The organism is Dehalococcoidia bacterium, from assembly GCA_030648205.1.
In the GTDB taxonomy this organism is placed as follows: Bacteria; Chloroflexota; Dehalococcoidia; order JAUSIH01; family JAUSIH01; genus JAUSIH01.
The window spans coordinates 1-24,497 of the sequence record JAUSIH010000053.1 but is presented as its reverse complement, the minus strand read 5'-3'; the positions used below and the strand labels follow the sequence as shown (position 1 = coordinate 24,497).

At 65.4% G+C, this 24,497-nt stretch carries 22 protein-coding genes and 1 riboswitch; of the genes, 3 read left to right on the top strand and 19 right to left on the bottom strand.

Going from position 1 to position 24,497, the window contains the following annotated elements; genetic code table 11:
- Window positions 1–112 precede the first annotated feature (112 nt).
- Both prfA and prmC read left to right on the top strand, forming a co-directional pair.
- Window positions 113–1,201, top strand: coding sequence for a peptide chain release factor 1 (prfA, locus tag Q7T26_07185; GenBank protein MDO8531936.1), 1,089 nt, complete (start codon window positions 113–115; stop codon window positions 1,199–1,201).
- Window positions 1,198–2,091: a peptide chain release factor N(5)-glutamine methyltransferase gene (prmC, locus tag Q7T26_07180; GenBank protein ID MDO8531935.1), complete on the top strand. Its 894-nt coding sequence runs from the start codon at window positions 1,198–1,200 to the stop codon at window positions 2,089–2,091. The genes prfA and prmC overlap by 4 nt, the downstream gene beginning before the upstream one ends.
- Window positions 2,092–2,173: 82 nt before the next feature.
- On the opposite strand, the gene Q7T26_07175 is transcribed toward prmC, so the two are convergent.
- The 13 genes from Q7T26_07175 to mtnA form a co-directional block, all read right to left on the bottom strand.
- The gene (locus Q7T26_07175) at window positions 2,174–2,668 is read right to left on the bottom strand and encodes a hypothetical protein (GenBank protein MDO8531934.1); all 495 of its coding nucleotides are present in this window, start codon (window positions 2,666–2,668) and stop codon (window positions 2,174–2,176) included.
- 102 nt (window positions 2,669–2,770) lie between these two features.
- Window positions 2,771–2,980 (bottom strand): type II toxin-antitoxin system HicB family antitoxin, encoded by a 210-nt coding sequence (locus Q7T26_07170; GenBank protein MDO8531933.1) that lies wholly within the window; start codon window positions 2,978–2,980, stop codon window positions 2,771–2,773.
- Between the two features lie 73 nt (window positions 2,981–3,053).
- Window positions 3,054–3,488: a cytochrome c gene (locus Q7T26_07165; GenBank protein MDO8531932.1), complete on the bottom strand. Its 435-nt coding sequence runs from the start codon at window positions 3,486–3,488 to the stop codon at window positions 3,054–3,056.
- A gap of 35 nt (window positions 3,489–3,523) precedes the next feature.
- Window positions 3,524–4,606, bottom strand: a complete 1,083-nt coding sequence (locus Q7T26_07160; protein ID MDO8531931.1) for a bifunctional phosphoglucose/phosphomannose isomerase — start codon at window positions 4,604–4,606, stop codon at window positions 3,524–3,526.
- Between the two features lie 6 nt (window positions 4,607–4,612).
- A complete protein-coding gene (locus Q7T26_07155) occupies window positions 4,613–6,067 on the bottom strand; it encodes a phosphoglucomutase/phosphomannomutase family protein (protein MDO8531930.1) in 1,455 nt (484 codons plus the stop codon).
- 28 nt (window positions 6,068–6,095) lie between these two features.
- On the bottom strand, window positions 6,096–7,415 hold the full coding sequence (locus tag Q7T26_07150; protein MDO8531929.1) for an MFS transporter: 1,320 nt from the start codon (window positions 7,413–7,415) through the stop codon (window positions 6,096–6,098).
- Window positions 7,416–7,439: 24 nt separating this feature from the next.
- Window positions 7,440–8,705: a methionine adenosyltransferase gene (metK, locus tag Q7T26_07145; GenBank protein MDO8531928.1), complete on the bottom strand. Its 1,266-nt coding sequence runs from the start codon at window positions 8,703–8,705 to the stop codon at window positions 7,440–7,442.
- Between the two features lie 56 nt (window positions 8,706–8,761).
- On the bottom strand, window positions 8,762–10,036 hold the full coding sequence (ahcY, locus tag Q7T26_07140; GenBank protein ID MDO8531927.1) for an adenosylhomocysteinase: 1,275 nt from the start codon (window positions 10,034–10,036) through the stop codon (window positions 8,762–8,764).
- Between the two features lie 58 nt (window positions 10,037–10,094).
- Complete coding sequence (locus tag Q7T26_07135; protein MDO8531926.1) at window positions 10,095–11,729, bottom strand: AAA family ATPase; 1,635 nt, start codon at window positions 11,727–11,729, stop codon at window positions 10,095–10,097.
- 4 nt (window positions 11,730–11,733) lie between these two features.
- On the bottom strand, window positions 11,734–12,210 hold the full coding sequence (locus tag Q7T26_07130) for a hypothetical protein (protein MDO8531925.1): 477 nt from the start codon (window positions 12,208–12,210) through the stop codon (window positions 11,734–11,736).
- Window positions 12,211–12,281: 71 nt separating this feature from the next.
- Window positions 12,282–12,650 (bottom strand): rhodanese-like domain-containing protein, encoded by a 369-nt coding sequence (locus tag Q7T26_07125; protein ID MDO8531924.1) that lies wholly within the window; start codon window positions 12,648–12,650, stop codon window positions 12,282–12,284.
- A 39-nt stretch (window positions 12,651–12,689) separates the two neighbouring features.
- Window positions 12,690–13,601, bottom strand: coding sequence for an S-methyl-5'-thioadenosine phosphorylase (gene mtnP, locus Q7T26_07120; GenBank protein ID MDO8531923.1), 912 nt, complete (start codon window positions 13,599–13,601; stop codon window positions 12,690–12,692).
- Window positions 13,602–13,796: 195 nt separating this feature from the next.
- Window positions 13,797–14,906 (bottom strand): S-methyl-5-thioribose-1-phosphate isomerase, encoded by a 1,110-nt coding sequence (mtnA, locus tag Q7T26_07115; GenBank protein ID MDO8531922.1) that lies wholly within the window; start codon window positions 14,904–14,906, stop codon window positions 13,797–13,799.
- A gap of 2 nt (window positions 14,907–14,908) precedes the next feature.
- Window positions 14,909–15,028: riboswitch (SAM riboswitch) on the bottom strand.
- A 124-nt stretch (window positions 15,029–15,152) separates the two neighbouring features.
- On the opposite strand from mtnA, the gene Q7T26_07110 reads away from it, so the two are divergent.
- Window positions 15,153–16,436 carry an alginate lyase family protein gene (locus Q7T26_07110; protein MDO8531921.1) on the top strand — a complete coding sequence of 428 codons (1,284 nt, stop codon included), beginning with the start codon at window positions 15,153–15,155 and terminating at the stop codon, window positions 16,434–16,436.
- 186 nt (window positions 16,437–16,622) lie between these two features.
- Here the strand turns inward: Q7T26_07110 and Q7T26_07105 are convergent, their stop codons facing one another.
- From Q7T26_07105 to Q7T26_07080, 6 genes are all read right to left on the bottom strand, one after another.
- Window positions 16,623–18,347: a proline--tRNA ligase gene (locus Q7T26_07105; GenBank protein ID MDO8531920.1), complete on the bottom strand. Its 1,725-nt coding sequence runs from the start codon at window positions 18,345–18,347 to the stop codon at window positions 16,623–16,625.
- 510 nt (window positions 18,348–18,857) lie between these two features.
- Window positions 18,858–19,811 (bottom strand): ornithine cyclodeaminase family protein, encoded by a 954-nt coding sequence (locus tag Q7T26_07100; protein MDO8531919.1) that lies wholly within the window; start codon window positions 19,809–19,811, stop codon window positions 18,858–18,860.
- A gap of 107 nt (window positions 19,812–19,918) precedes the next feature.
- Complete coding sequence (locus Q7T26_07095; GenBank protein ID MDO8531918.1) at window positions 19,919–20,401, bottom strand: MaoC family dehydratase; 483 nt, start codon at window positions 20,399–20,401, stop codon at window positions 19,919–19,921.
- Window positions 20,402–20,519: 118 nt separating this feature from the next.
- A complete protein-coding gene (locus Q7T26_07090) occupies window positions 20,520–21,680 on the bottom strand; it encodes an acyl-CoA dehydrogenase family protein (GenBank protein MDO8531917.1) in 1,161 nt (386 codons plus the stop codon).
- A gap of 65 nt (window positions 21,681–21,745) precedes the next feature.
- Window positions 21,746–22,810, bottom strand: coding sequence for a CoA ester lyase (locus tag Q7T26_07085; protein ID MDO8531916.1), 1,065 nt, complete (start codon window positions 22,808–22,810; stop codon window positions 21,746–21,748).
- A gap of 381 nt (window positions 22,811–23,191) precedes the next feature.
- Window positions 23,192–24,418, bottom strand: coding sequence for a nitrate/nitrite transporter (locus Q7T26_07080; GenBank protein MDO8531915.1), 1,227 nt, complete (start codon window positions 24,416–24,418; stop codon window positions 23,192–23,194).
- Window positions 24,419–24,497 lie beyond the last annotated feature (79 nt).

Genomic DNA, 24,497 nt, shown 5'->3' with positions numbered 1-24,497 from the left:
TCTCTCGATAGCAGCCACCGCGTGCGAGACGCCGCTCCCGCGTTCCGCCGCTCCTTGCGCCTCACCTATGCGCCAGCTATACTGAAGACGGAAGAGAGACTTTCACAAGACTATGGACGACATCAAGCAGTTCCTGCCCAAACTGGAATCCGTCGAGAGGCGCTATAACGATATCGAGCGCCAGATGGCGGACGCCGCCCTCGCCACCGACTACGGGCGCGTGCAGACCCTGGCGAAAGAACGCGCCTCCATTGAGGACGTGGTCAACCAGTTCCGCTCCTACCGCAAGGTGGACCAGGAACTGCAGGACACGCTGGCCCTGGTCAAGGAGAGTGGCGACGAGGAGATGCGCGCCATGGCCCGCCAGGAGGCGGACGCGCTGGAGAAGAGGCGCAACGGCCTCATCGAGGAGTTGCACCGCGGGCTGCTGCCCAGGGACCCCAACGACGAGAAGGACGTCATCGTTGAGGTCCGCGCCGGCGCGGGAGGCGACGAGGCCGCCCTGTTCGCGTCAGACCTCTTTCGCATGTACAGCCGCTACGCGCAACGGCATAACTGGAAGACGGAGGTCATCAACACCAGCGCCATCGGTATCGGCGGCTTCAAGGAGATCACCTTTGAGGTCCACGGCAAGGGCGCCTACAGCCGCCTGAAGCACGAAAGCGGCGTCCACCGCGTCCAGCGCGTGCCCTCCACCGAGTCCAGCGGCCGCATCCACACGTCCACGGCCACCGTGGCCGTCCTCCCGGAGATTGACGAGGTGGACGTGCAGGTGAACCCCGACGAGCTGCGCATTGACATCTTCCACGCCAGCGGCCACGGCGGGCAAAACGTGCAGAAGGTGGCCACGGCAGTGCGCATCGTTCATGTGCCCACGGGCATCGTGGCCAGTTGCCAGGACGAGCGCTCACAGCTCAAGAACAAGACGAAGGCCATGGCCCTGCTCCGCGCGCGCCTGTACGAGATCAAGCGGCGCAAGCAGGAGGAGCAGGTCTCGCAGCAGCGCCGCGCCCAGGTGGGGACGGCGGAGCGCTCCGAAAAGGGCCGCACCTACAACTTCCCTCAGAACAGGGTCACCGACCACCGCGTCAACATCACCGTCCACAACCTGGAGGGGGTGCTGGACGGCGACCTGGACAAGCTGATTGACGCGCTTCAGGCGGACGAGCAGGAGCGCAAGCTGGCGGAGAGCCTCGTGTGACCTACCTGGAGACCCTCCAGTGGGGCCGCGTCACCCTCGCGTCCGCCGGCATTGATGAGCACTACCTGGAGTCAGAAGTCCTCCTCTGCCACGCCATCGGCAAGAATCGCGCGGAGCTTTACGCGCGCCTCTCCGACAGACTGCCCGACGACAGGGCGGAAGCCTACAAGCGCCTGGTGAAGCGCCGCCTCACCCGCGAGCCTCTGGCCTACATCACCCGACGCAAGGAGTTCTTCGGCCTGGACTTCGCCGTGGACGCGCGCGTGCTCATACCGAGGCCGGAGACCGAGATGCTGGTGGAGCGGGCCGTGGGCGCGGTGCGCGAGCGATTCGGAGGGGACGGCAAGCGCGCGGTGCTGGCGGACATCGGCACGGGCAGCGGGTGCGTGGCCATCGCCCTGGCCGTGCACCTGCCAGCGGCCCGCGTGTACGCCACGGATGCCTCCGCTGGCGCGCTGGCGGTCGCTGAGCGGAACGTGCGCCGCCACGGAGTCGCGCGCCGCGTCACCCTCCTGCGCGGCGACCTTGCGGAGCCGCTGCCCGAGCTTGTGGATATGCTCGTCGCCAACCTGCCCTACGTCCTCGACGGCGACTACCCCGGCCTGGCTCCTGAGCTACACCACGAGCCGCGGGATGCGCTCCTGGGCGGACCGGACGGCACGGACGCCATCGCGCGGCTGCTGCGGTCGGCGCCGACGAAGGTGAAGCCGGACGGCGCGCTGCTGCTGGAGGTCAATGAGGCGCACGCGGACACGGTGGCGGATATGGCGCGCGCGGCCTTCCCGCAGGCTACAGTGCGCGTGTGGCCGGACCTTGCGGGCCTGCCGCGCGTGGTGGAGGTACGGAGAGAGGTAACAGGCCTACCCGCACAGTGGACAGTCAGGAGGTAGGCGAATAGGCCGAGTGATACCCGCCTTCTCAGATTGAGTTCGGGAGAATTAGTTGTCTAAGTATATCGCCCTTGTTTTTGCGTCATGGTGAAGAAGTCGTTTGGTCGTGAACAAGACCAAGCACGGCTTGCAACGTATGACGCGCAGCTTTATGAGCCAATAAACTGTCGTATGCCATTTCGCCTCTAGCGTACTCATGTCCTTTATCAGGAGATGGCAGTTCTTTGGAATCACGCCAGCACCATTCATGGAACCCTGTTGGAAAAACTATCGGGAACTCTGCGCCTTCAGGATCCAAATAAAGTGCATGAGCCCATTGATGATGAACTCTGGCACGTACATATCTGAGAGCTGGCACAATCAAGCCTCTTTGCTCCCCAAAGTTTGTGTACCATTCCCTTCCGCTATCCGACATGTGCTTTATCCAGTCGTCGACGCTCACTACCCAATTCAACGTCTCGAATAACGCAATGAACGTGTCAGACGTATCTCGTTCTGCCTGAACCTTTATGAATCGCTCATATGAACTTTCGAGTCCCTTAAGCAGTGTTGACAACTTTGGGGGATAATACTTCATGCGACGTCTTAATAGATGAATGTGGTAATCGACATGAATGCTACAACAATGTCCGGCCGTGGCGTTTCACGATCCTCGCAAACGCCTCGCCGGATACGGGCTTCATACGGCTATTTCGAGGACCCGCACCTTGCTTTTTGCCCGCGCCTTTGGCTTCTTGATGTCCACGGAGAGACAGCCCTCCACCGCCTCGTAAAGGTTGTGCAACAGCTCTTCAAAGGTCTCCCCCTGCGTGGCGCAGCCAGGGATGGCGGGCACCTCCGCCCAGTAGCCACCCTCTTCCGCCTCGTGTACCACAACCTTCAATTTCATGGCGTACTCCGTCGTTCGCGCCTATTGGACGAGCGCAAACCCACACGCCGAGTATATCAGAACCATCGCGTCACTAGCACGACTGCCGGGTCACGTCGGCCTGGAACGCGCGCTGCTTGTCCGTCCACCAGGTCTTCATGTAGGCCAGAATCGCCTTCACGTCGTCCGTGGCGAGCTTGAACCCCTCCATGCGCGGCGCGTCAGCCGGGGCGCCAGGCGACGGAGGCACTCCCTCCACAGTAATCCGCACCAGCACGCAGTCGGGGTGGTGCCAGGTGTGCCCGTTGGCGTTGTGCACGGGAGGATAGTCCTGGATGACGCCGCCCGTCGCGTCGCCGTGGCAGCTCTGGCAGTAGGCGCCGTAGAGCCGCGCGCCCCGCTGGACGACCTCCGGCGGCGCTGGCGCAGGCTGCGCCGCCTGGCCGCACGCCGCAAGGACAAGCGCGGCCACCAGACAAAGCCACAAGAAAGCGAAAGCCCTTGCGCCGCTGCGAGTGGAGACCTTCACGCTGCCTTTCCGAGGCACTGCCCGAAGCACCGCGGCTACTGGCCGCTTTCGGTCAAGCGCCGCTTCAGCCGGTCAATGACCGGCACGGGCGCGGGGTCTATCCCGTTCAGCATGGCGAGATAGTAGCTGACGTAGTCGCCGAGGAGCGTCACCGACAGCATCTGGGCCAGCGGGCTTGTCCCCCGCGCGTCCACGGTCTCGTGCGGAACGCCCGCCTCAGTCAGCATGTCGTCGGTGATGGCGTAGCGCAGGAGGGTGCGCGCGTGGAGCAGCGGCGACCGCAGCATGAGCACGAGCGTGTCCTTGCGCAGCTTCTCGGGGAGCGGGAAGCCCACAACGGCGTTGTGGTGCAGCTCGGGCAGAACCTCAAAGAACGCCCACGCCTTGCTGTTCTCGTTCACCTGGGTCTTCCACCGCCGCGCCACGCTCGTGAGCAGGCCCGCGCCGTAGATGACGGGGAGCTTGCCGTGCATCCGCCGCGCGAGCGCCTTGGCGGGGTTGCGCGACTCAGGCGCATCCGGCCCCAGCTCCGCGGCGAGCCGGTCCAGCAGGGCCGTGGCCTCCCGCACAGCCGCCGATTGGTCAGCAACCATGCCCAGCTTCTGGGTGAAGGCCACCAGCGGCAGAAAGCCCCACGCCAGGGCGCTGCGCGGCTCCCCCTCGAACTGAATGGGGAAGACCGGAACGCCACTCTCTCGCGCCAGGGCCGCGACCTGGCCGCCGCGAGTAATGGCCAGCAGCTTGACGCCGAGGGAGGCGCGACTGGCGAGGGCGCGCCGGAAACCGGAGAGGGTCTCCTCTGTGTTGCCGGAATAGCTGGACGCAACCACCAGCGTCCTGTCGCTCACCCACCGGGTCGGCAACTCGTAGTCGCGGTGCACCAGCACCGACGGCCCGCCCAGATGGGCGCACAGGTCGGCCAGCAGGTCTCCCGCGATGGCGGAGCCGCCCATGCCGAGCACCACGACCCGCTCCACGCGGCGGTAGTCCTCCGGCAAGGGGAACGCCTGCGCCGCCGACCATGCGTCGCTGCAATTGCGCGCCATCCCGGCGATGCGCCCGCCCAGGCCGGACGGGTCGAGACGACGATAGATATCCGGCGTGTCCAGGTTAATCACGGCGGCCTACACTCCCGTCATCTTGCGACCCGCGTCTAGAAGCCGCTCCACGCGCTCTGGGCTGGGGCCCTCGCCGTAGATGCGCAGCAGCGGCTCCGTGCCGGAGAACCGGATGAGCAGCCACGCCCCATCCTCCAGCACGAACCGGAAGCCGTCCGTCGTGTCCGTGGTGGCGACCTTGACGCCATCGAGCGCCGACGGCCTGCTGTCGGACACGCGCCGCACCACGGAGTCGCGCCGCGTCGCGTCAAACGGCAGGTCAATGCGCTTGTAGTGATGCGGCCCCACCTTGCCGTACAGGTACTCGATGAGCTTCGCGGGCGACTTCCCCGTCCGCACCATCAGGTCGAGGAGGAACAGGCTGGCAAGCACGCCATCGCGCTCCGGGATGTGCCCGCGGAAGCCGAACCCGCCGCTTTCCTCGCCGCCGATGAGCGCCTTCTCGCGCTCCATGATGGGGCCGATGTACTTGAACCCCACCGGCGTCTCGAAGATGGGCACGTTGTAAAGCTGCGCCAGCTTATAGAGCATACTGGTGGTCGTCACCGACTTCACGATGGCGCCGCGCTCGCCGCGCACCTCCAGCATGTACAGGGCCAGCAGCGCGAAGACCTGTAGGGACGTCAGGAAGACGCCGTTCTCGTCCACCATGCCCACGCGGTCGGCGTCGCCGTCCGTGGCCAGGCCCACGTCCGCCTTGCGCCGCACCACGGCCTTACACAAGTCGTGCAGATTGTCGGCGATAGGCTCTGGCTGACGCATGCCGGGGAAGATGGGGTTGCGCTCGCCATGCAGCTCGTGGACGCGGGTGGCGCCGCCCGCCAGCCCCGATGCATCGTGGGCCAGCAACTTCCGTAGGTAGCCAGCGCCCGCGCCGTACATGGGGTCCACCTCCACGCGCAGGCCCGCCTTTCTGATGCGCTCCAGGTCCACCAGCCGCGCGACGTGCTCCATGTACGGCCCTTCCGGGTCAATGCGCCGGACGCGCCCGCTTGCTTCCGCCTCGCTCAGGGGCATGCGCGGTATCGGGCCCCCGGCCCTGGCCGCTGCGATAAGCTGCTCCAGACGGGCCACCACCTCCGGCGAGGCGCTGCCCGCGTACTCCGGCTTGTACTTGTAGCCGTTCCAGATGCCCGGATTGTGGCTCGCGGTGATGATGGCGGCCCCTCCCGCTTTCTGGGCCACGATGCTGTAGCTGACCACCGGGGTGGGCGCGGCCCGCTCGCAGAGATAGACCGGGACGCCGCTCGCGGCCACCACCTCCGCCACGGCGGCGGCGAAGTGCTCAGAGCTGAAGCGCGTGTCGTATCCCACGACCAGCCCGCGCGAGGCCAGGCCGCGCTCCTGGAGGTACAGCGCCGTGCCGCGCGCGCAGGCCCGCACGTTCTCGAACGTGAAGTCCTCGGCGATGATGGCGCGCCATCCGTCGGTGCCGAACTTGATGGGGGTGGTGTCGCTCATAGCTACGGTCTCCCTGACAAAATGTGGACTAGCGGGCGTGGGTGGCCGCCTGATGCGCTCCGGCGGACGTCGCCGCCGCGACCACCAGCCGGCCCGGCTGGTGAGCGGGCAGCAGCAGAACAGGCACAAGCCCGGCGTAGCCGCAGACCAGCGCCGCGACAATCGACCATGTATATGACCCGCTCAGGTCAAACAGCGCGCCTCCGAGCCATCCGCCGAAGGCCATGCCCATCATGGCACCCGCGACTTCAAACGAATAGATACGATTTAGAGGCGCCTTTTCGCCGTAGAACTGCCGGTTGATGATGGGGAAGCCCACCATCTCGCCCCCGAACCCGAAGCCGAAGAGCACCGCGAAGAGATAGAAGCCCCATGTATCGCTCGCCCAGAAGAGCAGCACGAGCGGCGTAGTCTGGAGCAGCAGCGCGACGGCCAGCGTGAAGCGCGCGCCCATCCGCTCGGTCACCATGGACATGCCGAAGCGGCTCACCATGGACGCGCCGGAGATGGCGCTGAGCACGCCCACGGCCACGAGGCCGGGGACTCCCTGCAACGTGGCCATGGAGACCACGTGGGCCAGAATGATGGAGTGTCCCGCGCAACCCAGCGCGTGGACCAGCACCAGAAACCAGAAGGAGCGGTTGGAACGCACCCGGGCAAAGGTCACGGCATCCGCGGGAGGCGTCGCCGCAGTCTCCGCCGCCTGGCCCTGGCCTGCGAAAAGCCCATAGGGCATCAGGCCCTTGTCCTCCGGCTTGTTCCGCAGCAGGAAGCCCGCCGTGAGCAGGACCACCCCTGTGGGGATGCCTATCAGCGTAAAGGCCTGTTGCCACCCCACAAGGGAGATGACCCAGCGCAGCAGGAATGGCAGAATGACCGGGCCAAGGCCCACCGCCACCCACATGAAGCCGAGGGCCATCCCCACCCGCGCGTGGAACCAGCGTGTCAGGACAACGGGCAGCAGCATTGTGAAGATGGTCGTGCCAAGACCACCCAGCAGAACGCCGTAATAGACGTAGAACTGCCACAGTTGCGTCGCCGTGCCAGTCAGCAGCATGCCCGCGGTAAATGCCAGGGAGCCCGCCAGAATGACCCGCCGAGAGCCATACTTGTCCGCCACAGCTCCCGCCAGCAAGGACAGTGGCACCGCCGACAGGTACACGAGCGCGTAAGCGACGGATATGTCTCCCCGACTCCAGCCGTACTGGGCGACCAGAGGGTCAACGAGAACGGCAAAAGAGTTCCGGATGCCCGCGGCGACAACCGCCATCGCGGCGGCGCAAGCCAGGACCACCCACGCGTAGTGGAGACCCTGTGAGCGCGCCCGTGCGACGGTGGAGCCCGCCATAGGTCGGCTCTTATTCCCTGTCGCCTACGCCACTGGCGCGGGCTTGAGAGGGCTGAGGCCCGCCTCTCGCCGCAGAATGGCGGCTTTGTCCGTCCGCTCCCACGGCAGGTCCAGGTCCTCGCGACCGAAATGCCCGTAGGAAGCCGTCTGCTTGTAAATGGGACGACGCAGCTCCATGTTATGGATGACCGCGCCCGGCCGCAGGTCAAAGTGCTTGTTGATCAGCTCCAGAATGATCTCGTCGCTGACCTTGCCCGTGCCGAACGTCTCGATGGAGATGGAGACGGGGTGCGCCTTGCCGATGACATAGGCCACCTGGATCTCCAATCGGTCCGCCAGGCCCGCCGCCACGAGGTTCTTGGCCACGTGGCGGGCGGCGTAGGCGCCCGTGCGGTCCACCTTTGTGGGGTCTTTGCCGGAGAATGCGCCGCCGCCATGCCGGGCCACGCCGCCGTAGGTGTCCACCAGAATCTTGCGCCCCGTGAGGCCGGCATCGCCCATCGGGCCGCCGATGACGAAGCGCCCCGTGGCGTTCACGTAGTAGCGCGTGTCCTTGTCCCGCAAGTGCTTGGGCACCACGGGCTTGATGACGTACTCGATGATGTCGCGCTCGATGGTGCTGTGGTCCACCTCCGCGCTGTGCTGCGCCCCTATGACCACTGTGGTGACCCGCTTGGGCTTCCCTTTGCTGTACTCCACCGTGACCTGGGACTTGCCGTCGGGACGCAGGTAGGGCAACGTGCCGTCCTTGCGCACCTCGGCCAGGCGCTTGGTGAGAAGGTGGGACAGGTAAATGGGCAGAGGCATCAGAATCCGGGGATTGCCGGCGTCATTCTCCAGCATGTCCGTCTCGCGACATGCGAAGCCCACCATCATCCCCTGGTCGCCCGCGCCGATCTTGTCGAAGTCCTCGTCGCCGTTGCTGCTGGGCAGCCCTTTCTCACGCGCCTCCAGGGCCTGGTTCACGCCCATGGCGATGTCCCTGGACTGCTCCTTGATGGACAGGATGATGCCGCAGGTATCGGCGTCGAAATAGTGGTCAGACCGCGTATAGCCGATTGCGCGGACGGTATCGCGGATCACCTTGCTCATGTCTATCCATGTGGACGTGGTGATCTCCCCGGTGACGACGATGAGGCCGGTCGTCGCCAGGGCCTCGCACGCGACGCGGGCCTGGGAGTCCTTCGAGAAGATGGCGTCCAGGATGGCGTCGGAGATCTGGTCGCACATCTTGTCGGGGTGGCCCTCGGTGACCGACTCCGATGTGTACAGGTACGACGGGGATTCCATGAAGCTGTAACCCATGAGCAAGCCCTCCCTTGTTACAGGAAGGCCGGTACGGGAATTTAGGTACCGGCTTCCCAGCTTTCCAGATAGCGCCGCTGCTCGTCCGTCAGGACGTCAATAGTGATGCCCATGGACTGTAGCTTTAACCGACCGATCTCCTGGTCAATCTCCTTGGGCACCGAGTAAACGCCCGGTGCGAGCTTAGTCTGGCCCCCGGCCAGACGCTCCACGCACAGGGCCTGGTTGGCGAAGCTCATGTCCATCACGCTGGCGGGATGCCCCTCGGCGGCGGCCAGGTTGATGAGGCGGCCTTCGCCCAGGAGGAACACCTTCCGGCCGTCTTGCAGCGTGTACTCGTCCACGAACGGCCGGACGCGCCGCTTGCCCTTCGCCAGGGACTCCAGGCCGGGGATGTCTATCTCCGCGTTGAAGTGCCCGCTGTTGGCCAGAATAGCGCCGTCCCGCATCGTCGTGATGTGCTGGCGGGAGATCACGTTGATGTCGCCGGTCACCGTGATGAAAATGTGCCCCACCTTGGCCGACTCCGCCATGGGCGCCACGGAGTACCCGTCCATCATGGCCTCCAGCGCCCGAATGGGGTCCACTTCCGCGACGGTCACGTGCGCGCCCAGGCCCTTTGCCCGCAGGGCGACGCCCCGCCCGCACCAGCCGTAGCCCACGACCACGACTGTCTTGCCCGCCCACAGGATGTTGGTGGCGCGGGTGATGCCGTCAATGGTGCTCTGGCCCGTGCCGTAGCGGTTGTCGAACATGTGCTTGGTGTCCGCCTCGTTGACCGCCATGATGGGGTACAGGAGCTTTCCGGCCTGGGCCATGCTGCGCAGCCGGATGACGCCCGTAGTCGTCTCCTCGGTGCCGCCCAGGACGCCCGGAAGCAGGTCGCGCCGGTCCTTGTGGATAGTCGCCACCAGGTCAGCGCCGTCATCCAGAGTGATCTGCGGCTTGTGTTCCAACGCGGCGTGAATATGCCGGTAGTACGTATCGTTGTCCTCTCCCTTGATGGAGAAAGTGGGAATACCATAGCTTGCGACCAGCGCCGCGGCCGTCTCGTCCTGAGTGGACAGGGGATTGGAGGCGCAGACCGCCACCTGGGCGCCACCCTCCTTGAGGGTGAGCACCAGATTGGCCGTCTCCGTGGTCACGTGTAAGCAGGCGGAGAGTCGAACGCCCTTGAGCGGCTTCTCCTTGGAGAAGCGGCGGCGAATAAGGCCCAGGACGGGCATCTCGCGGGCGGCCCACTCGATCCGCAGTTCGCCGTCACGGGCGAGGCCAATATCACGAACGTCTCCCCTGAACCTCTGTTTCGATGTCATCCGTCACTCTCTCACACCGGATTCCGGCTCCTCTCCTTTGCACAGAGGAGCATAATTTCTACCCCTTCACTCCCGCCAGCGCCTCCAGCGGCAGCCTCCGCAGGACGTGGTCAATGACTTGCCCGCGGGGGCGCGACGTGTCCACCACCATGTGATGGACCGAGTCCGCTTCCGCTATCGGCTCAAAGGCACGTTTCTGCGCCTCGTAGATCTCGGCACGCGCGTCCGACGCAGACGCTCCCTGTTCGAGACGCCGCTCCAGACGGCGGAGCGCCAGCGGCTCCGGGCAGACGGCCTCCAGCACGTAAAACGCGGCGCCCGCGTCATCCGCGGCGGCGGCGGCCTGCCGACGATGGCGGGCTTCCCGGAAGGAGGCGTCCAGGATAATGGACTGCCCGCGTTTCAAGGCGTGGCGCGCCCTCTCGACGAGGGCGTCATAGGTCTTCTCCGTCATCTCCGGGCGGTACAACCCCCGATTGAACGGGTCGAAGTGGCGCTCGGTGAACGGGACGGAGGCCATCTCCTTGCGCACCACGTCCGACGAGGCCACCTCCACGCCCAGTCTCCGCGCCAGGTCACGGGCCAGCGTCGTCTTGCCCGTGCCCGCGAGACCCGTGGTGATGAAGATGGCGGGCCGCCCCAACGGTTGCGTATAGGAATGGGCCAGGTCAAAGTAGCGACGGGCCGTCTCCCGGGCCTTGTCCCGCGCGGGCGGGGGCACATCGGGCGCGTCCACCTGGAAGCTGGCCACCTTGCCGCGTACATAGGCCAGATAGCACTTGTAGAATGGCAACAGCTCCCGCAGCTCGCCGTCCCCCGACAGCTCCACGTAGGTGTCCACCCACAGGCGGGACAGGTCGTGACGCCCGTTGAAGTCCAGGTCCATGGCCAGGAAGGCGACCTCGCTGGCCACGTCAATGCAGCGGAAGCGCGGAGTGAACTCGATGCAGTCAATGACCTCAATGCCGTTGGTGAAGCAGACCTGCGCCGTGTGCAGATCGCCGTGGCAGTCGCGCACGCGCCCTTCCGCCATGCGGCGCTCCAAAAGCGGCGTCTGAGCATCCACAAAGCGGGTGGCGTAGGCGCCCATGTCGCGGTACTGGCGCTCGGCGATGGTCGTGCCCACGTATTTCTCCGTCTGCGCCAGGTTCTCCCGCCAGTTGAACCGAACGGCATCCGGACTGCCGAAGCGCGCGACCTCCGGGTCGGTCTCCGCCCGTCGGTGGAACTCGACGGTCTTCTCGGCCAGCCGCCGCACCATGTCGGGCGTTGCCTCATCGCGGCGCAGAAGGGCGTCCAGCATGCGGTCGCGCGGAAGCTGCGCCATGTGCACGGCGTACTCCACCACCTCGCCCGGCGCGCCGACGCGGTACGCATCCCCGTGGCGGGTGACCTCCACGACGCCCTTGTACGCGGCCGGCGAGAGGCGCCGGTTCAGCCGCAACTCCTCCTGGCAGTAGTGACGCCGCTTCTCCAGGGTGGTGAAGTCCAGAAAGCCGAAGTCCACCGCCTTCTTGACCTTGTACACGTCCTGCCCAGTCAGAAAGATGTAGGAAATGTGCGTCTGCACCAGCTCGACGGTCTGGACCGGGTGGGAATAGGCCCCCGGGTCAAGCAAAGCCCTGACCAGTGGTGGGTACAGGTCTGACCCACCCTGGACTGAAGGGATGGCGGCGGTGCGGACATTCCTCATCGCGCTAGGGCGCCGACTTGTCCTTGGCCGCCTGTTCTCCCTCGGAGGTCTTGGCCTTCGCAGGTCTGGCATGTTTCTCAGCGGGCGCCTTGGGTTCCGCGTGGGGCTTGGCTTCCGCGGGAGCCTTCGTCTCAGCCGCAGCCTTGGGCTCGGCGGCGGGCTTATGCTCCGGACGCGCCCTGGGGTGCTTCTCCACGGCGGGCTTTTCCACAACGGGTTTCTCAGCAACCGGCTTCTCCACGGGCTTCTCCGGGGGCGCCGCCTTGGCCGGAGCGGGCGGACGGGGCCGCGCTACGTGCGGACGTGGCGCCGCAGCCGCGGGCGCCGGGGCGCGGTGCGCGGGAACGGGGGCCCTGACGGCGGCCGTTACGGGGGCCTTGACCGATGGACCGCCGGTGGCCCGCAGCGACTTCTTGCGAAGTTTGAGTATCTGCTGCCGGTGGCGGTGCTTGAGGGTAGCCATGCGCTTCCGTTTATTCATGAGTTCCTCTCTGGAGAAATCTTGCCGGGCACCGTCCCGGACGCTTCTGATCACCAACAATTCGCCGAGGGCTATGCATCTTTACCCTTCTTCACAGGGTAGCTACAGGCGATCCACCCCTCCGTCCCACCTTCGACGTTGTAGAGCAACGAGGCGTCGAAGCCCAGGGCCGCCGCCATCTCGCAGGTCAGGGCGCTGCGCACGCCGGTCGCGCAGATGAACAGGGCGGGCTTCCCGCTGTCCACCTCCCCGGAGCGGGTGAAGAACTCGTCCACCGGAATGAGCTTGGCGCCTGGCACATGTCCAAGCACGTATTCGTCCGGACGGCGAGTGTCAATGACCTGGACTCCGCCCTTGTCAATGAGCTTCTTCGCCTCCTCAGTCGATATCCTTGCAAAAGGCTCGCCGGTTTCCCGCGGCTGCCGCTTACTGGTCGCCATGGTGCTCCCCTCCCTCGCCATTAAGGTCAAAGCGCCATCTTATTGTACATACTTCCCAAGCAACAGGGTCAGGTCTCGCCTGGCGCGGGCGGGAATGCTGTCCCGCGCCGTGACAATGGCGTTCTTAAGGGCGCTCGCGCAGCCGCACGTCCGCTCCGCCGGCAGCTTCGCGATAAGGCGGCGCAGAACGCCCTTGGCGACAGCCACGTTCTTCAGCAGGTTGGAGATGACCATCTCCACTGTCACATCGTCGTGCTCCGGGCGCCAGCAGTCGTAGTCGGTGGAGCAGGACAGGCTGGCGTAGCATATCTCCGCCTCGCGGGCCAGCTTGGCCTCCGGCAGCACGGTCATGCCGATGACGCTGCCTCCCCACGAGCGGTACAGCTCGGACTCGGCGCGCGTCGAGAAGAGAGGCCCCTCCATCGCGATGTACGTGCCGCCGCGATGGGTGCGGCTGTGCGTCCGCCGCGCCGCTTTGTAGAGAAGGCCGCTCAGGTCGGCGCAGAACGGGTCGGCGAAGCCGCAGTGGACAACGACGCCGCTGCCCTCAAAGAGGCTGTTGACCCGGTTCTTTGTCCGGTCAATGACCTGGTCGGGGATAACCATGTCCTGGGGCCGTATGTCCTCCCGCAGGCTGCCCACGGCGTTGACGGAGATGATGCGCTCCACGCCAAGGCTCTTCAGCGCATAGATATTGGCGCGCGAGGGGAGTTCCGTGGGCGAGATAACGTGCCCCCGCCCGTGGCGCGGAAGGAAGGCCACGCGGCGCCCCTCCAGCGTCCCCAGGATGATGGCGTCGCTGGGATCGCCGAAGGGCGTCTTGACCCGCACATTCTCCACGTCCGTCAGACCGTCCATCTGGTACAGGCCGCTGCCGCCTATGACGGCAATGGTGGCGCGCCTCCGGTCGCTCTCCCCCTCTTTCAGCTTTCCCCCCTGGCGTGGCGCCATAGCTTCCTCTCTATCAGTCCGACGCTCGTATCCGCGCTCTCCCGAACAGCGCTGGCGGGGTAATCAAAAAGCCTTTTCGACCATCCCCCTGCCCCCTTCCTATCTAGGAAAGGGGTAAAACTTGTATCTGGGGGACACCCCCAGCCCCCCGCCAGTCCTTCCGGGGAAGGACTGGACTTTCCTTTTTCAGCAGCCCTAGCGCACGGAAGCCGCCGATGCCTGCCGTAGCAAGCGCCCCAGGCTTGTCCCGTACGGCGCGCGCACAATCCCGCGCTCCGTGACAATGGCCGTGACGTACCTGTGAGGCGTTATGTCAAATGCTGGGTTCCGCACGCGCACCCCGTCCGGGGCGATGGGCACCCCCGCTATGTGCGTGACCTCCTCGGGAGGCCGCTCCTCGATGGCGATGGCGTCGCCGCTTGGCGTCGCCAGGTCAACGGTGCTGACGGGCGCGGCCACGTAGAACGGAACGCCGTTCTCCTTCGCCAGGACGGCGATGGTGTACGTGCCTATCTTGTTCGCCACGTCGCCGTTGGCGGCGATGCGGTCCGCTCCCACGACCACGCAGTCAACGTCTCCTCGGCTGAGGACGAAGCCCGCCGTGGAGTCGGTGATGAGCGTGACGTCAAAGCCGTCCTCCCGCAGCTCCCACGCTGTCAGGCGTGCGCCCTGCAGGAAAGGCCGCGTCTCCGTAGCTATGACTCGTACATCCTTGCCCTGCTCTCGCGCGGCGCGCAGAATGCCCAGCGCGGTGCCGTAGCCCGCCGTAGCCAGCGCGCCCGCGTTGCAGTGGGTCAACACAGTAGCCCGCTCCGGAATGAGCGCCGCGCCAAGCTGCCCCATACGGCGATTGGCCTGCTCGTCCTCTTCTTGAATACGCCGGGCCTCGGCCAGCGCGCACGCGCGGATGGCGGCCACGTCGCCTTGCTCATGCGCCGCGCGCCGGACTCGCTCCACCGCCCACGACAGGTTGACCGCCGTCGGACGGGCGCGCGCTATCTCATCGCAGGCGCGGTCCAGCTCGCGCAGTAACGTCTGCCGCGACGCTGCGGCGAGTTGCCGCGCGGCCAGCGCCACGGCGTACGCGCCCGCCACGCCGATGGCCGGAGCGCCGCGCACGCGCATCTCTCGAATGGCCATCACAACACTCGAATAGTCAGCGCACTCCAGGTACACGCGCTCCCGCGGGAGGCGCGTCTGGTCCACGAGCTTCAGCCGATCGTTTTCCCAGGAGATTGCGTTCATATCCTCTGACAACAAAAGAGACCTCCCGATGAGAGAAGTCTCTTTGAGCCTTGCTCTCATCGCTCTCATCTGTCCCCCTCGAGCGGGGTTGGAGTTGGCACCGTATCGTGCAGCGTATGAGCGCCGCGCCGACCGGTTGCCGGGCTTCAGCGGGCCAGTCCCTCCACCACTCTTGATAAGAGCGAGGGGCCTATTCAGTTATGGGCCGACTGATATCGTAACGGGGTGAGCTATCCGTGTCAATAGGAACCACGCGGATAGCCTCCGTCCTCCGCCCGCGCTCCGCGGGGCTGCTATCATACTGTCATGCGGACTATGGTGTTCCGGCTCCTGTCGTTGCTTGCCGGCGCGGCGCTGCTGGTCTCCTGCGCCCGCCCGCCGACTCCTGTCGCCGCGCCGACATCCAATGCGGCTCCCGCGCCGCCTGCTACGCCCCAACCTGCTGTCGCGCCGAGTCCAACGCAGTGGCCCGCTCCCTCCCCTACCCCTCGCCCGCAACCGGCGCCGACACCCACTCCGGCAAGCGCTGAAGCAGCAGCGCGCGCCGTCATCCGAGACCCCAACGCATCATTCTTCGACGTAAGGGCGCGCCGGGAATACCTGCGCACGACGACCGACCCGCGCCTGCTCAAGTCAATACCCGCCGCCCGGGACTGCGCGCGCCTCGGTCGGCCTGAGCCGCCGAAGGGCCGCATGATCATCCCGCCGTTCTACGTTTCCGGCGGGCATGGCCCCGCGAATCCAGCCTACGCGCCCGCCATGCAGCCGTATCACGCCTTCGAGGACCGGCTCTCCCTGCTCGCCACGCTGTACGCCCGCTTCGGCGAAGAGTCGTACGTCCGGTGCATGGTGGATACGCTCCGCGATTGGGCGCGGGCGAACACGCTGCTGGACTACGACCCCGCGGAAAGCTCGCAGGCCTGGTACACCGTGGAGTGGACGGCCTCGACCGCGGCACTGTCGTACTCCGTCATCCGCGCCGATCCCGCCGTCGCGCCGGCGGACCGTGAGATAATCGAAGGCTGGCTGGGCCGCGTCGCCCGCCGACAGATCGGCTTCCCCGGCGGGCGCAGCGCGTGCTGCAACAACCACGCATGGTGGCGCGCGCTGGAAGCCACGTCCGTCGGCCTCGTCAGCAACGACGTCGAGCTGTTTCGCTGGGGCATGGCGAAGTACTACGACGCCTTATCGCGAATGGCGGACGACGGAAGCTGGCCCGAGGAAATGGCCCGGTACGAGAGGGCGCTGCATTACCAGAACTTCTCGATTGCGCCGTTGGCGATGGTCGCGGAGCTGGCTGACCGGCAGGGAGTAAACCTCTATGACGCCAAAGTGAACGGGCGCGATATCCACCGCGCGGTGGCGTTCCTGCTGCGCGCGCTGGATGACCCGGCAGTCGTGAAGGCGTACGCCAGCGAGGAGCAAGACCTGCGGGCATTCAGGCCGGGCAGCGAAGACATGGCGTGGATGGAGCTGTACCGCCGGCATTACGCCAGCCCCGACCTCGGTCGCTTCCTGACGGAGCCGATTAATACCCGGCGGTTCGGCGGCGACGTCACGCTGTACGTCTATCGTCCCGCGGGTCAATAGCCAGCGCTCCCGCCGCAGCCCGCGCAAGACCGGCTTCAGCGCCCAAGTTCAGCTTCGAAGACGGCGTCGGCGAAGGGACGGCCACGGGGGACGCGCAAGCCGCAAAGGCAAGGGTGGAAAGAAAGGCGCGGACTGCGGCGAGAGACTGCCTCACAGCTTCCTCCTGCCGGGTGTAACCAGGACAACCTACGCCCCGGTCGCCTCCCGCAGCATCTCGTCAAGCGTCTGCTTCGTCGCGGCCACCGCCTCCGCCAACGGCGCGTTCCGCGCCTGCGCCTCCATGCGCCGCTTCAGCTCCACGCTCTGCGTCTTCAGCGTGCGCGGGCTGATCGTGACGCGGAGAGGGATACCCAGCAGGTCGGCGTCGTTGAACTTGACGCCCGGCGAGTCCGCGCGGTCGTCGAACAGCACGTCGAGGCCAGCCGCTTGGAGGTCGGCGTACAGCTTCTCGGCGACGGGGCCTACCTGCGGATTGTCCATCTGGAGCCCCACCATGTGCACCTGGTAGGGCGCGATCGGCGCGGGCCACGCGATGCCCTTCTCGTCGTGGTTCTGCTCAACAGCAGCAGCCAGCAATCGCCCCACGCCGATGCCGTAGCACCCCATGATGATAGGCTTCTTCTGCCCGTCCTTGTCCAGGAACGACGCGCCTAGCTTCTCGCTGAAGATAGTCCCCAGCTTGAAGACGTGCCCGACTTCAATGCCGCGCATGGAGACGAACGCGGCTTTGCCGCAGCGGGCGCAGATGTAGCCCGCCCGCGCCTTCGCGATATCCGTCAGCAGCGCCACCGTGAAGTCGCGCGGGTAGTTCGCGTTCTTGTAGTGATGGCCCTCCAGGTTGGCCCCCGCAACAAGGTTGGACCCCAGCGCGATGGAGTCGTCCCCAACGACGCGCACGCCCGTGACGCCGATGGGCGACGCGTACCCCGCGACGAGTCCCGCGCCTCTGACCTCCTCGTCCGTGGCCAGACGCAGGTCGGCGCACTTCAGCGCGTTTTTCAGCTTGACCTCGTTGACCTCCAAGTCGCCGCGGATGACGACGAAGACGACCTTGCCGTCGGCGGCGTAGAAGACCGCCTTGAGCGTCTGCTCCGGCTTCACGCCCAGGAACGCCGCGACTTCCTCGATTGTCTTCTTGCCGGGCGTCGCGACCTTCTCCAGCGGGCGCTCCGGCTCCCGCGGCGCGGGCGGCTTCACGAAGGCGGCGCGCTCCACGTTGGCCGCGTAGCCGCAGCCTGAGCAGCGCAGTATCTCGTCCTCGCCGCTCTCCGCAAGCAGCATGAACTCCTGGCTGTCCTTCCCGCCGATAGCTCCGGAGTCCGCCTCCACCGGCACGGCTGGCAGGCCGCAGCGGGCGAAGATGTTCTTGTAGGCCTGGAAGACGCGCCGGTACGTCACGTCCAGCGCGTCGGCGTCCACGTCGAAGCTGTACGCGTCCTTCATGGCGAACTCACGCACGCGGATGAGGCCCGCGCGGGGGCGCGGCTCGTCGCGGAACTTGGTCTGAATCTGGTAGAGAAGCTGTGGAAGGTCGCGGTAGCTCTGCACGTTCAGGCTGACGAGGGTGGTAACGACCTCCTCGTGCGTGGGCGCGAGGCAGAGGAGCCGCTCCTTGCGGTCCTGAAGGGTGAAGAGCGTCTGGCCGAACGAACCGTGGCGGCCCGTCTGCTGCCACAGCTCGATGGGCTGCAGGGCAGGCATGGAGAGCTCCTGGCCGCCCGCGGCGTCCATCTCCTCGCGGATGATGCGCTCGATCTTGCGGTAGGCCCGCAGGCCCAGGGGCAGCATGGAGTACACGCCAGCGGCGATGGGATGGATAAGCCCCGCCTTGAGCATCAGCCGGTGGCTGGCTGTCTCCGCATCGGCAGGTTCCTGGCGGAGCGTCTTGCCGAACAGTTGAGAGAGACGCATCTAAGCGACAGCCTCCCAGGGAGATTCTCCGATGTTGCCGGCCTAGCGGAATCGTGCTCCGCGAGACGGCCTTCCCATCATAGCACAGGTCATGTGGGAGACGAGAATCGGCGATCGTAGTGGTTCACAACTACTGGCGCGGGGCTGCAAACCCACGGTGGTCGTCGCCGCGCGGACGACCTCACCCCCTCGGTCCCCCTCTCTTGCGGAGAGTGGGGAGAGAAAGAACGGATTCGGGAGGACACCCTTCGGCTTCGCTCAGGGCAGGCTCTCCCGGACCCTCCGGCGGGCCGCCCTGCGGCCCTGCGGCCCAAGTTTTCCAGCGAATTTTGACGAGGGCGCTAGTGTGGTGTCCCCGAAGTTTGTCACAGTGTCATTGCGAGGCCCGACGAAGGAGGGCCGTGGCAATCTGGCGGCGAGGTCCATCCCTCTTCCAGATTGCTTCGTCGTCCCGACTTGTCGGGACTCCTCGCAATGACAATTCCGTGCGCGTATTTCAGTTACAGGACGCTAGATGCCCAGGTCCCGCCCCATGCCCTTTGCCTTGGCCTGCTCATAGACGTGGGCGGCCGCCGCCACGTCCCACAGCGCGATGCCATGCGACTTGAACATGGTGATGTCGTCGTCCGAGCGGCGGCCCGACACGTGGCCGGACACCACCTGCCACATCTCAAGGCAGTTCTCCCAGGACAGCAGGCCGCGCTCCACCGGGCCGAGGAGGTCGCCGGACTCCACCCGCGCCTGCTCGATGGAGTCCACCACGATGATGTTGCTCCTGCGCACGGCCACGTCGTCTATCTCCCGCCGGATGAGCGCATTGCCCCCCATGATGTTCATGTGGACGCCCTTCTCCAGCAGGTCCCCCTTGAACACCGGCTCGCGGGAGTACGTGGCCGTGACGAGGATGTGGCTGCCTTTCACCGCCTCGTCCGGCGTGTCCACGGCGCGCACCGCCACGCCCGTCTGGCGGGCCACCTTCTGCGCAAAGGCGCTTCGGCGCTCCGGCGTGCGACTGTACACCCGCACCTCGCGGATGGGCCGGACGGCGCACATGGCCGTGACCTGGGTCTCCGCCTGGTACCCCGCGCCGATGACGCCCACGACGTTCGCGTCCTTGCGCGCCATGTACTTCGTCGCGACGCCGCTGGCCGCGCCCGTGCGTATCTGTCCCAAGTGGTCAGCCTCCATCAGCGCCAGTGGGCTGCCATCCGTCGCGCTGTAGAGCATGACGAGGAAGCGTATCTTGCGGCCAATGGCCGTGTACGCCTTGAACCCCAGCACTCCCTTGTGCGGCAGGGCGGCGCCCATCAGGTGCAGCGTTCCCGCGGGGATGCGCACCCGCTGACGCGGGCGGTTGACCGCGCCGCCGGGGGCCTGCTGGCGCATGGCGTCCTCCACCGCGGCCACGGCTTCGGGCATGGGCAGCAGGCGCTGGACGTCGTCTTCAGTCAGGTAGAGAGTCACAGGCCCTCCTTCTCGGACGCAGCTTTCGGCATAGCCGTTGACGCATACAGGCCCCGCTTCGGCGGGGCCTGTGTATCTTAGCCACCATTGCGGGAAGCGGGAACAGGTTACTTCTTGGCTGTGGGCGCGCGGCGAGGCACCATGACCTTGCGGCGAAACGTGAGGACGGTCTCGCCGCGCTGATTGAAGCCGCGCGTATCCACCGTGATGACGCCCACGTCCGGGCGGCTCTGCGACGCCTTCACGTCCACCACCTTCGTCTCCGCGTAGAGGGTGTCGCCGTGGAAGGTGGGGCCGGTATGTTTGAGGCTCTCCACCTCCAGGTTGGCGATGGCCTTGCCGGAGATGTCCGGCACGGTCAGCCCGAAGACCACACTGTACACCAGGGTTCCCACCACCAGCGGCTTCTTGAACTGCGTATTGGCGGAATAGGCGTGGTCAATGTGCGTGGGATGGTGGTTCATGGTGAGCATGCAGAAGAAGGTGTCGTCGGCCTCGGTGATGGTGCGGCCGGGCCAGTGCTTGTACACGTCACCCACCGTGAAGTCCTCCAGGCATCTGCCGAACCGGTCCCGTCCGTCGAACTCCATGTCATGACCTCTCATTTCCGGGATGTAGGCTCGTAGTTCGACAGGCTCACTACGAGCGGCCGCTCGTTCCCGCTCATCCTGAGCCCGTCGAAGGATGAGGCATTCTTGCTGGCGTCCGCTATGCCCGCTTGTACTTGCGCTCCAGGGCGCGGGCGATGACGATTTTCTGTATCTGGCTGGTCCCCTCGCCGACGATGAGCATGGGGGCGTCGCGATAGTACCGCTCGACGCGCATCTCCTTGGTGTAGCCGTACCCACCGAAGACGCGCATGGCGTCCACGACGATCTCCTGGCAGACCTCGGACGCGAAGAGCTTGGCCATGCCGGTCTCCAGGTCGCTGCGCTCTCCGCGCTGCTTCTTCTCCGCCGCCGACTGCACCAGGTGGTGCGCCGCCTCGATCTTCGTCGCCATGTCCGCGAGCATCATGTGGATGGCCTGGTGCTCGAAGATGGGCTTGCCGAAGCTGTGGCGCTGGAAGGAGTACTGGATGGCGTCGTCGAAGGCGGCGCGCGCGAGGCCCACGGCCCGCGCACCGACGTTGATGCGTCCGACCTCCAGGCCGCTCAGCACCTGCTTCATGCCCGCGCCTTCCTTGCCGCCGACGAGGTGAGTCACGGGCACAGGGGAGTCGGTGAAGTCCAGCTCCACCGTATCCAGGCCCTTGTACCCCAGCTTGTCTATGTCACGGTTAATCCGGAGCCCGTCAGTCCCCTTTTCCACGAAGATGGCGCTCATGCCCGCGGTGATAGGGCTGGCGTTCTTGTTGGTCTTGCAGAGCACCATGTAGAACTGGGCGCGGCGGCCGTTGCTGACGAACATCTTGGTGCCGTTCAGCCGGTAGAAGTCGCCGTCCCGGGTCGCCGTCGTCTCAATGGCCTGCACGTCCGAGCCTGCATTGGGCTCGGTGACACAGAGGGCGCCGCGTTTCTCCCCTTCCGCGAGCGCGGGGAGCCAGCGCTTCTTCTGCTCCTCGGTGCCGAAGTTCTCGATGATGTAGCCGTCTATGACGTGGGTGTTGATGATGCCGCCCAGGCTCATCCAGCCGCGCGAGAGCTCCTCCACGACGGAAGCGTACGTGGTTAGCGGCAGGCCCAGTCCGCCGTACTGGGGGCTGATGACCATGCCCAGGATGCCCATGTCCCGCACCTGGTCCATCAGGTGCTGCGGGAACTCGTTGCGGTGCTCCAGCTCGCTTGCGACGGGGATGACTTCCTTGTCCACGAAACGCCGGACTTCATTGACGATGATGTTGTGACTGGTCTCAGATGTTGCTGACATGACGACCACCCATCTCCCTTTGAACCAGACAATCCGATAGCCGAGTCCGCAAAACGCCCGTGACTCTAGCGTGGCATGCCGGAGCCCAGGATATCGTAGCCGGTAATCTCCGTGAGCTTCTTGTTCATGGTGCGGACGTAGTCCCACGTCACCTTGCCCGCCTGCGCGGCCTTGCTCAGGGCCTGCAGCGCAATGCGGATTGTGGCGTCGTCAATCATCTCGCCGGACTGCGGGTCCATCACCGCGCCGCCGCCGGCGTTCTTGGACTGGTCCAGCGCCCGCTTGTAGGTCACAATCTCCTCGTCCGTGGGCGTGAAGCAGGCATTGGCAATATCCGCCTGGGACGGGTGGATGACCCACGTGCCGTCCATGCCCATATTGGCGGCCTTCGCGTTCTTCTCCCGCAGCGCCGCCTCGATATCCTTCACCGCCTGGGGCAAGTCCGTCTTCCGCGCGATGCGCGTGTACACGTTGTCAATGGCGTGCAGACCGTGGGCCTTCGCCGCGATGACGGTGCGCTGCTTGGCGTAGGCGAAGTAGACGTGCTGGTCCGTCAGGATGTTGCCGATACCCAGGAACGAGGAGAAGTCGGCGATGCCGAAGATGAGTCCCGCGCCGCGGCCCGAGCGCTCCAGCTCCGCGCCGATGGCGTCTATCTGCTCCAGCCCGCGGGGCGTCTCAATCAGGACCTCCAGCGCCACCTTGGTCTTCCACTTGTTCACCCGCTCGCAGTAGTTGAGAATATTCAGGACGTACCGCACGTCGTCCGGGCCGAAGGACTTGGGCATGATCATGCCGTGGAACTTGTCCACGGCATGGCGCATCATGTAGTCAACGTCCGCCTCGAAGAGGCCGGAGCGGATGTTGTTGGGGCGCCAGGTGACCACCTTCGTACCAAAGTCCAGGGTATTGAAGGCCTCGGCGAGGGCTTTTCGGACAGGCTCGCCCTTCAGGTCGTAGGGGCAGGCGTCCTCCATGTCGCCCATGACGTGGTCCACGGGCGTCCTGATCGCGTTCTTGCTCATTTTGAGCGGATCGGCGGACTTGTCGGTCAGAATGGAGGGAGTAACGCCGGGATAGGTCAGCTCAGTGCGCGGGACAACCCGTCGTCCGTCGGGCAGCAGGAACACGTTTCACCTCTTCTTACAGAGATCGCCTGAGAGAGCGCCTGGGCGCGTCACAACTCGTAGATTGTCTGGCGGGCTGGAATGCGGGGAAAAACCGCGCGCAAGGGTTAAGCCAATTGTGTATCTTAGCGGCGCGGACAGTGAGTGTCAAACGCACGCCCTGCTCGCGCGGCCCCGATGTATCGGGGGGGGGCCGTACTTGACATTCTAACCCCTTCGGGCACGCTCAGGTCCTGCCCGGAGCTTAGCCGAAGGGGTGCCCCCAGATTCGCTGACTTCCGCCTTCCTGGTAGGAAGGGCTACGGAACGCAAACGACGACGCGCCGTTCGCATTTACTGTGGCGACACAAGTGCCGGCGACTTGTGAACTTTCCCTTTATGCTGCTAATCTACGTCGCTTTCTCTTTGTACCACCCTCTCCATTGCCCAAGCCGAACGCCATCCCATGTCCCCCCGTGTCAGGAACTGAAGCGCCACCAGGGAAACAAACGCTATGCCTCCCAGGATAAGAAAACCCGCGCTGAAGGAGCCGCTTGCTTGTTTCACGTTGCCTAGCAGGTTAGGCAGTATGAATCCTCCCAGTCCCCCGACTGCGCCGATGAGGCCCGTCGCCACGCCGATCTCGCGGTGGAAGCGACGAGGCACGAGTTGAAAGACAGCTCCGTTGCCCATGCCCAGACACGCCATCCCCAGGACCAGCAAGAACGTCATGATCGGCAGCGGAGGCAGGCGAGAGCCAAGAACATATGTGACCGCAATGCCTCCCAGCACAAGGGTCAGAACACGCACGCCGCCAAACTTGTCTGAGATATAACCGCCTACCGGGCGAAGGCCGCTTCCTACAAAGGCTGCTATAGCGGTCAGATAGCCTGCCGTTACAGGGCTTGTCCCGTACTGGTCCCGCAGGAAAAGCGGCAGGAAGCTGCTGAGTCCCACGTAGCCGCCAAACGTGACGCTATACAGAGCGCAGAACCACCACAGGTCGCCGTACTTCAATATGGACAGGTAATAGCTGCTAGGTTGTCCCTTCACGTGGTCCGGGCTGTCCTTGGCCATGAGAAGAAAAGCAACCAGCACGAGCGCCAGAGGTAACATAGCGACGGCGAGGACGTTGTGCCAGCCTATCACGCTGGCGAGGCGTGGCGCCAGCAGATTTGCGATGACAACGCCGCTGTTGCCTGCGGCGGCTATCCCCATGACCAGCCCCTGACGCTCGGGAGGATACCAGCGGCTGGCCAGTGGCAGCGCTACGGCGAACGAGGCCCCCGCCGTCCCCAGCATCAACCCAATCGCCAAGAGCGAGGGCAGGCTGTTCCCCATTTGCCATCCCAGAGTTAGGGGTATGAAGAGAAAGAGGAGCATGGCTACTCCTATTCGTTTGGCCCCCACGCGGTCGCTTAAGAGGCCCAGGGGAATGCGCAGCAGAGCCCCACTCAGGATGGGCGTGGCGACCAGAAGGCCCTTTTCAGCGGGACTCAGCCCCATGTCCTCGGCAATGTAGATGCCCAGGGCGCCGAGCAAGACCCACAGCATGAAGCTCAGGTCAAAATGCAGAAACGACGCGACAAGGGTGGGGAGATGACCAGGTCGGGTGATGACGTGAGTTTTCACGCGGTACTCCTATCGCGAGACTGGTAAGGCTCGGGAAATTGCCCCTGGGTGGAGAGGATGTTGCTCGATGTAGCGCGCC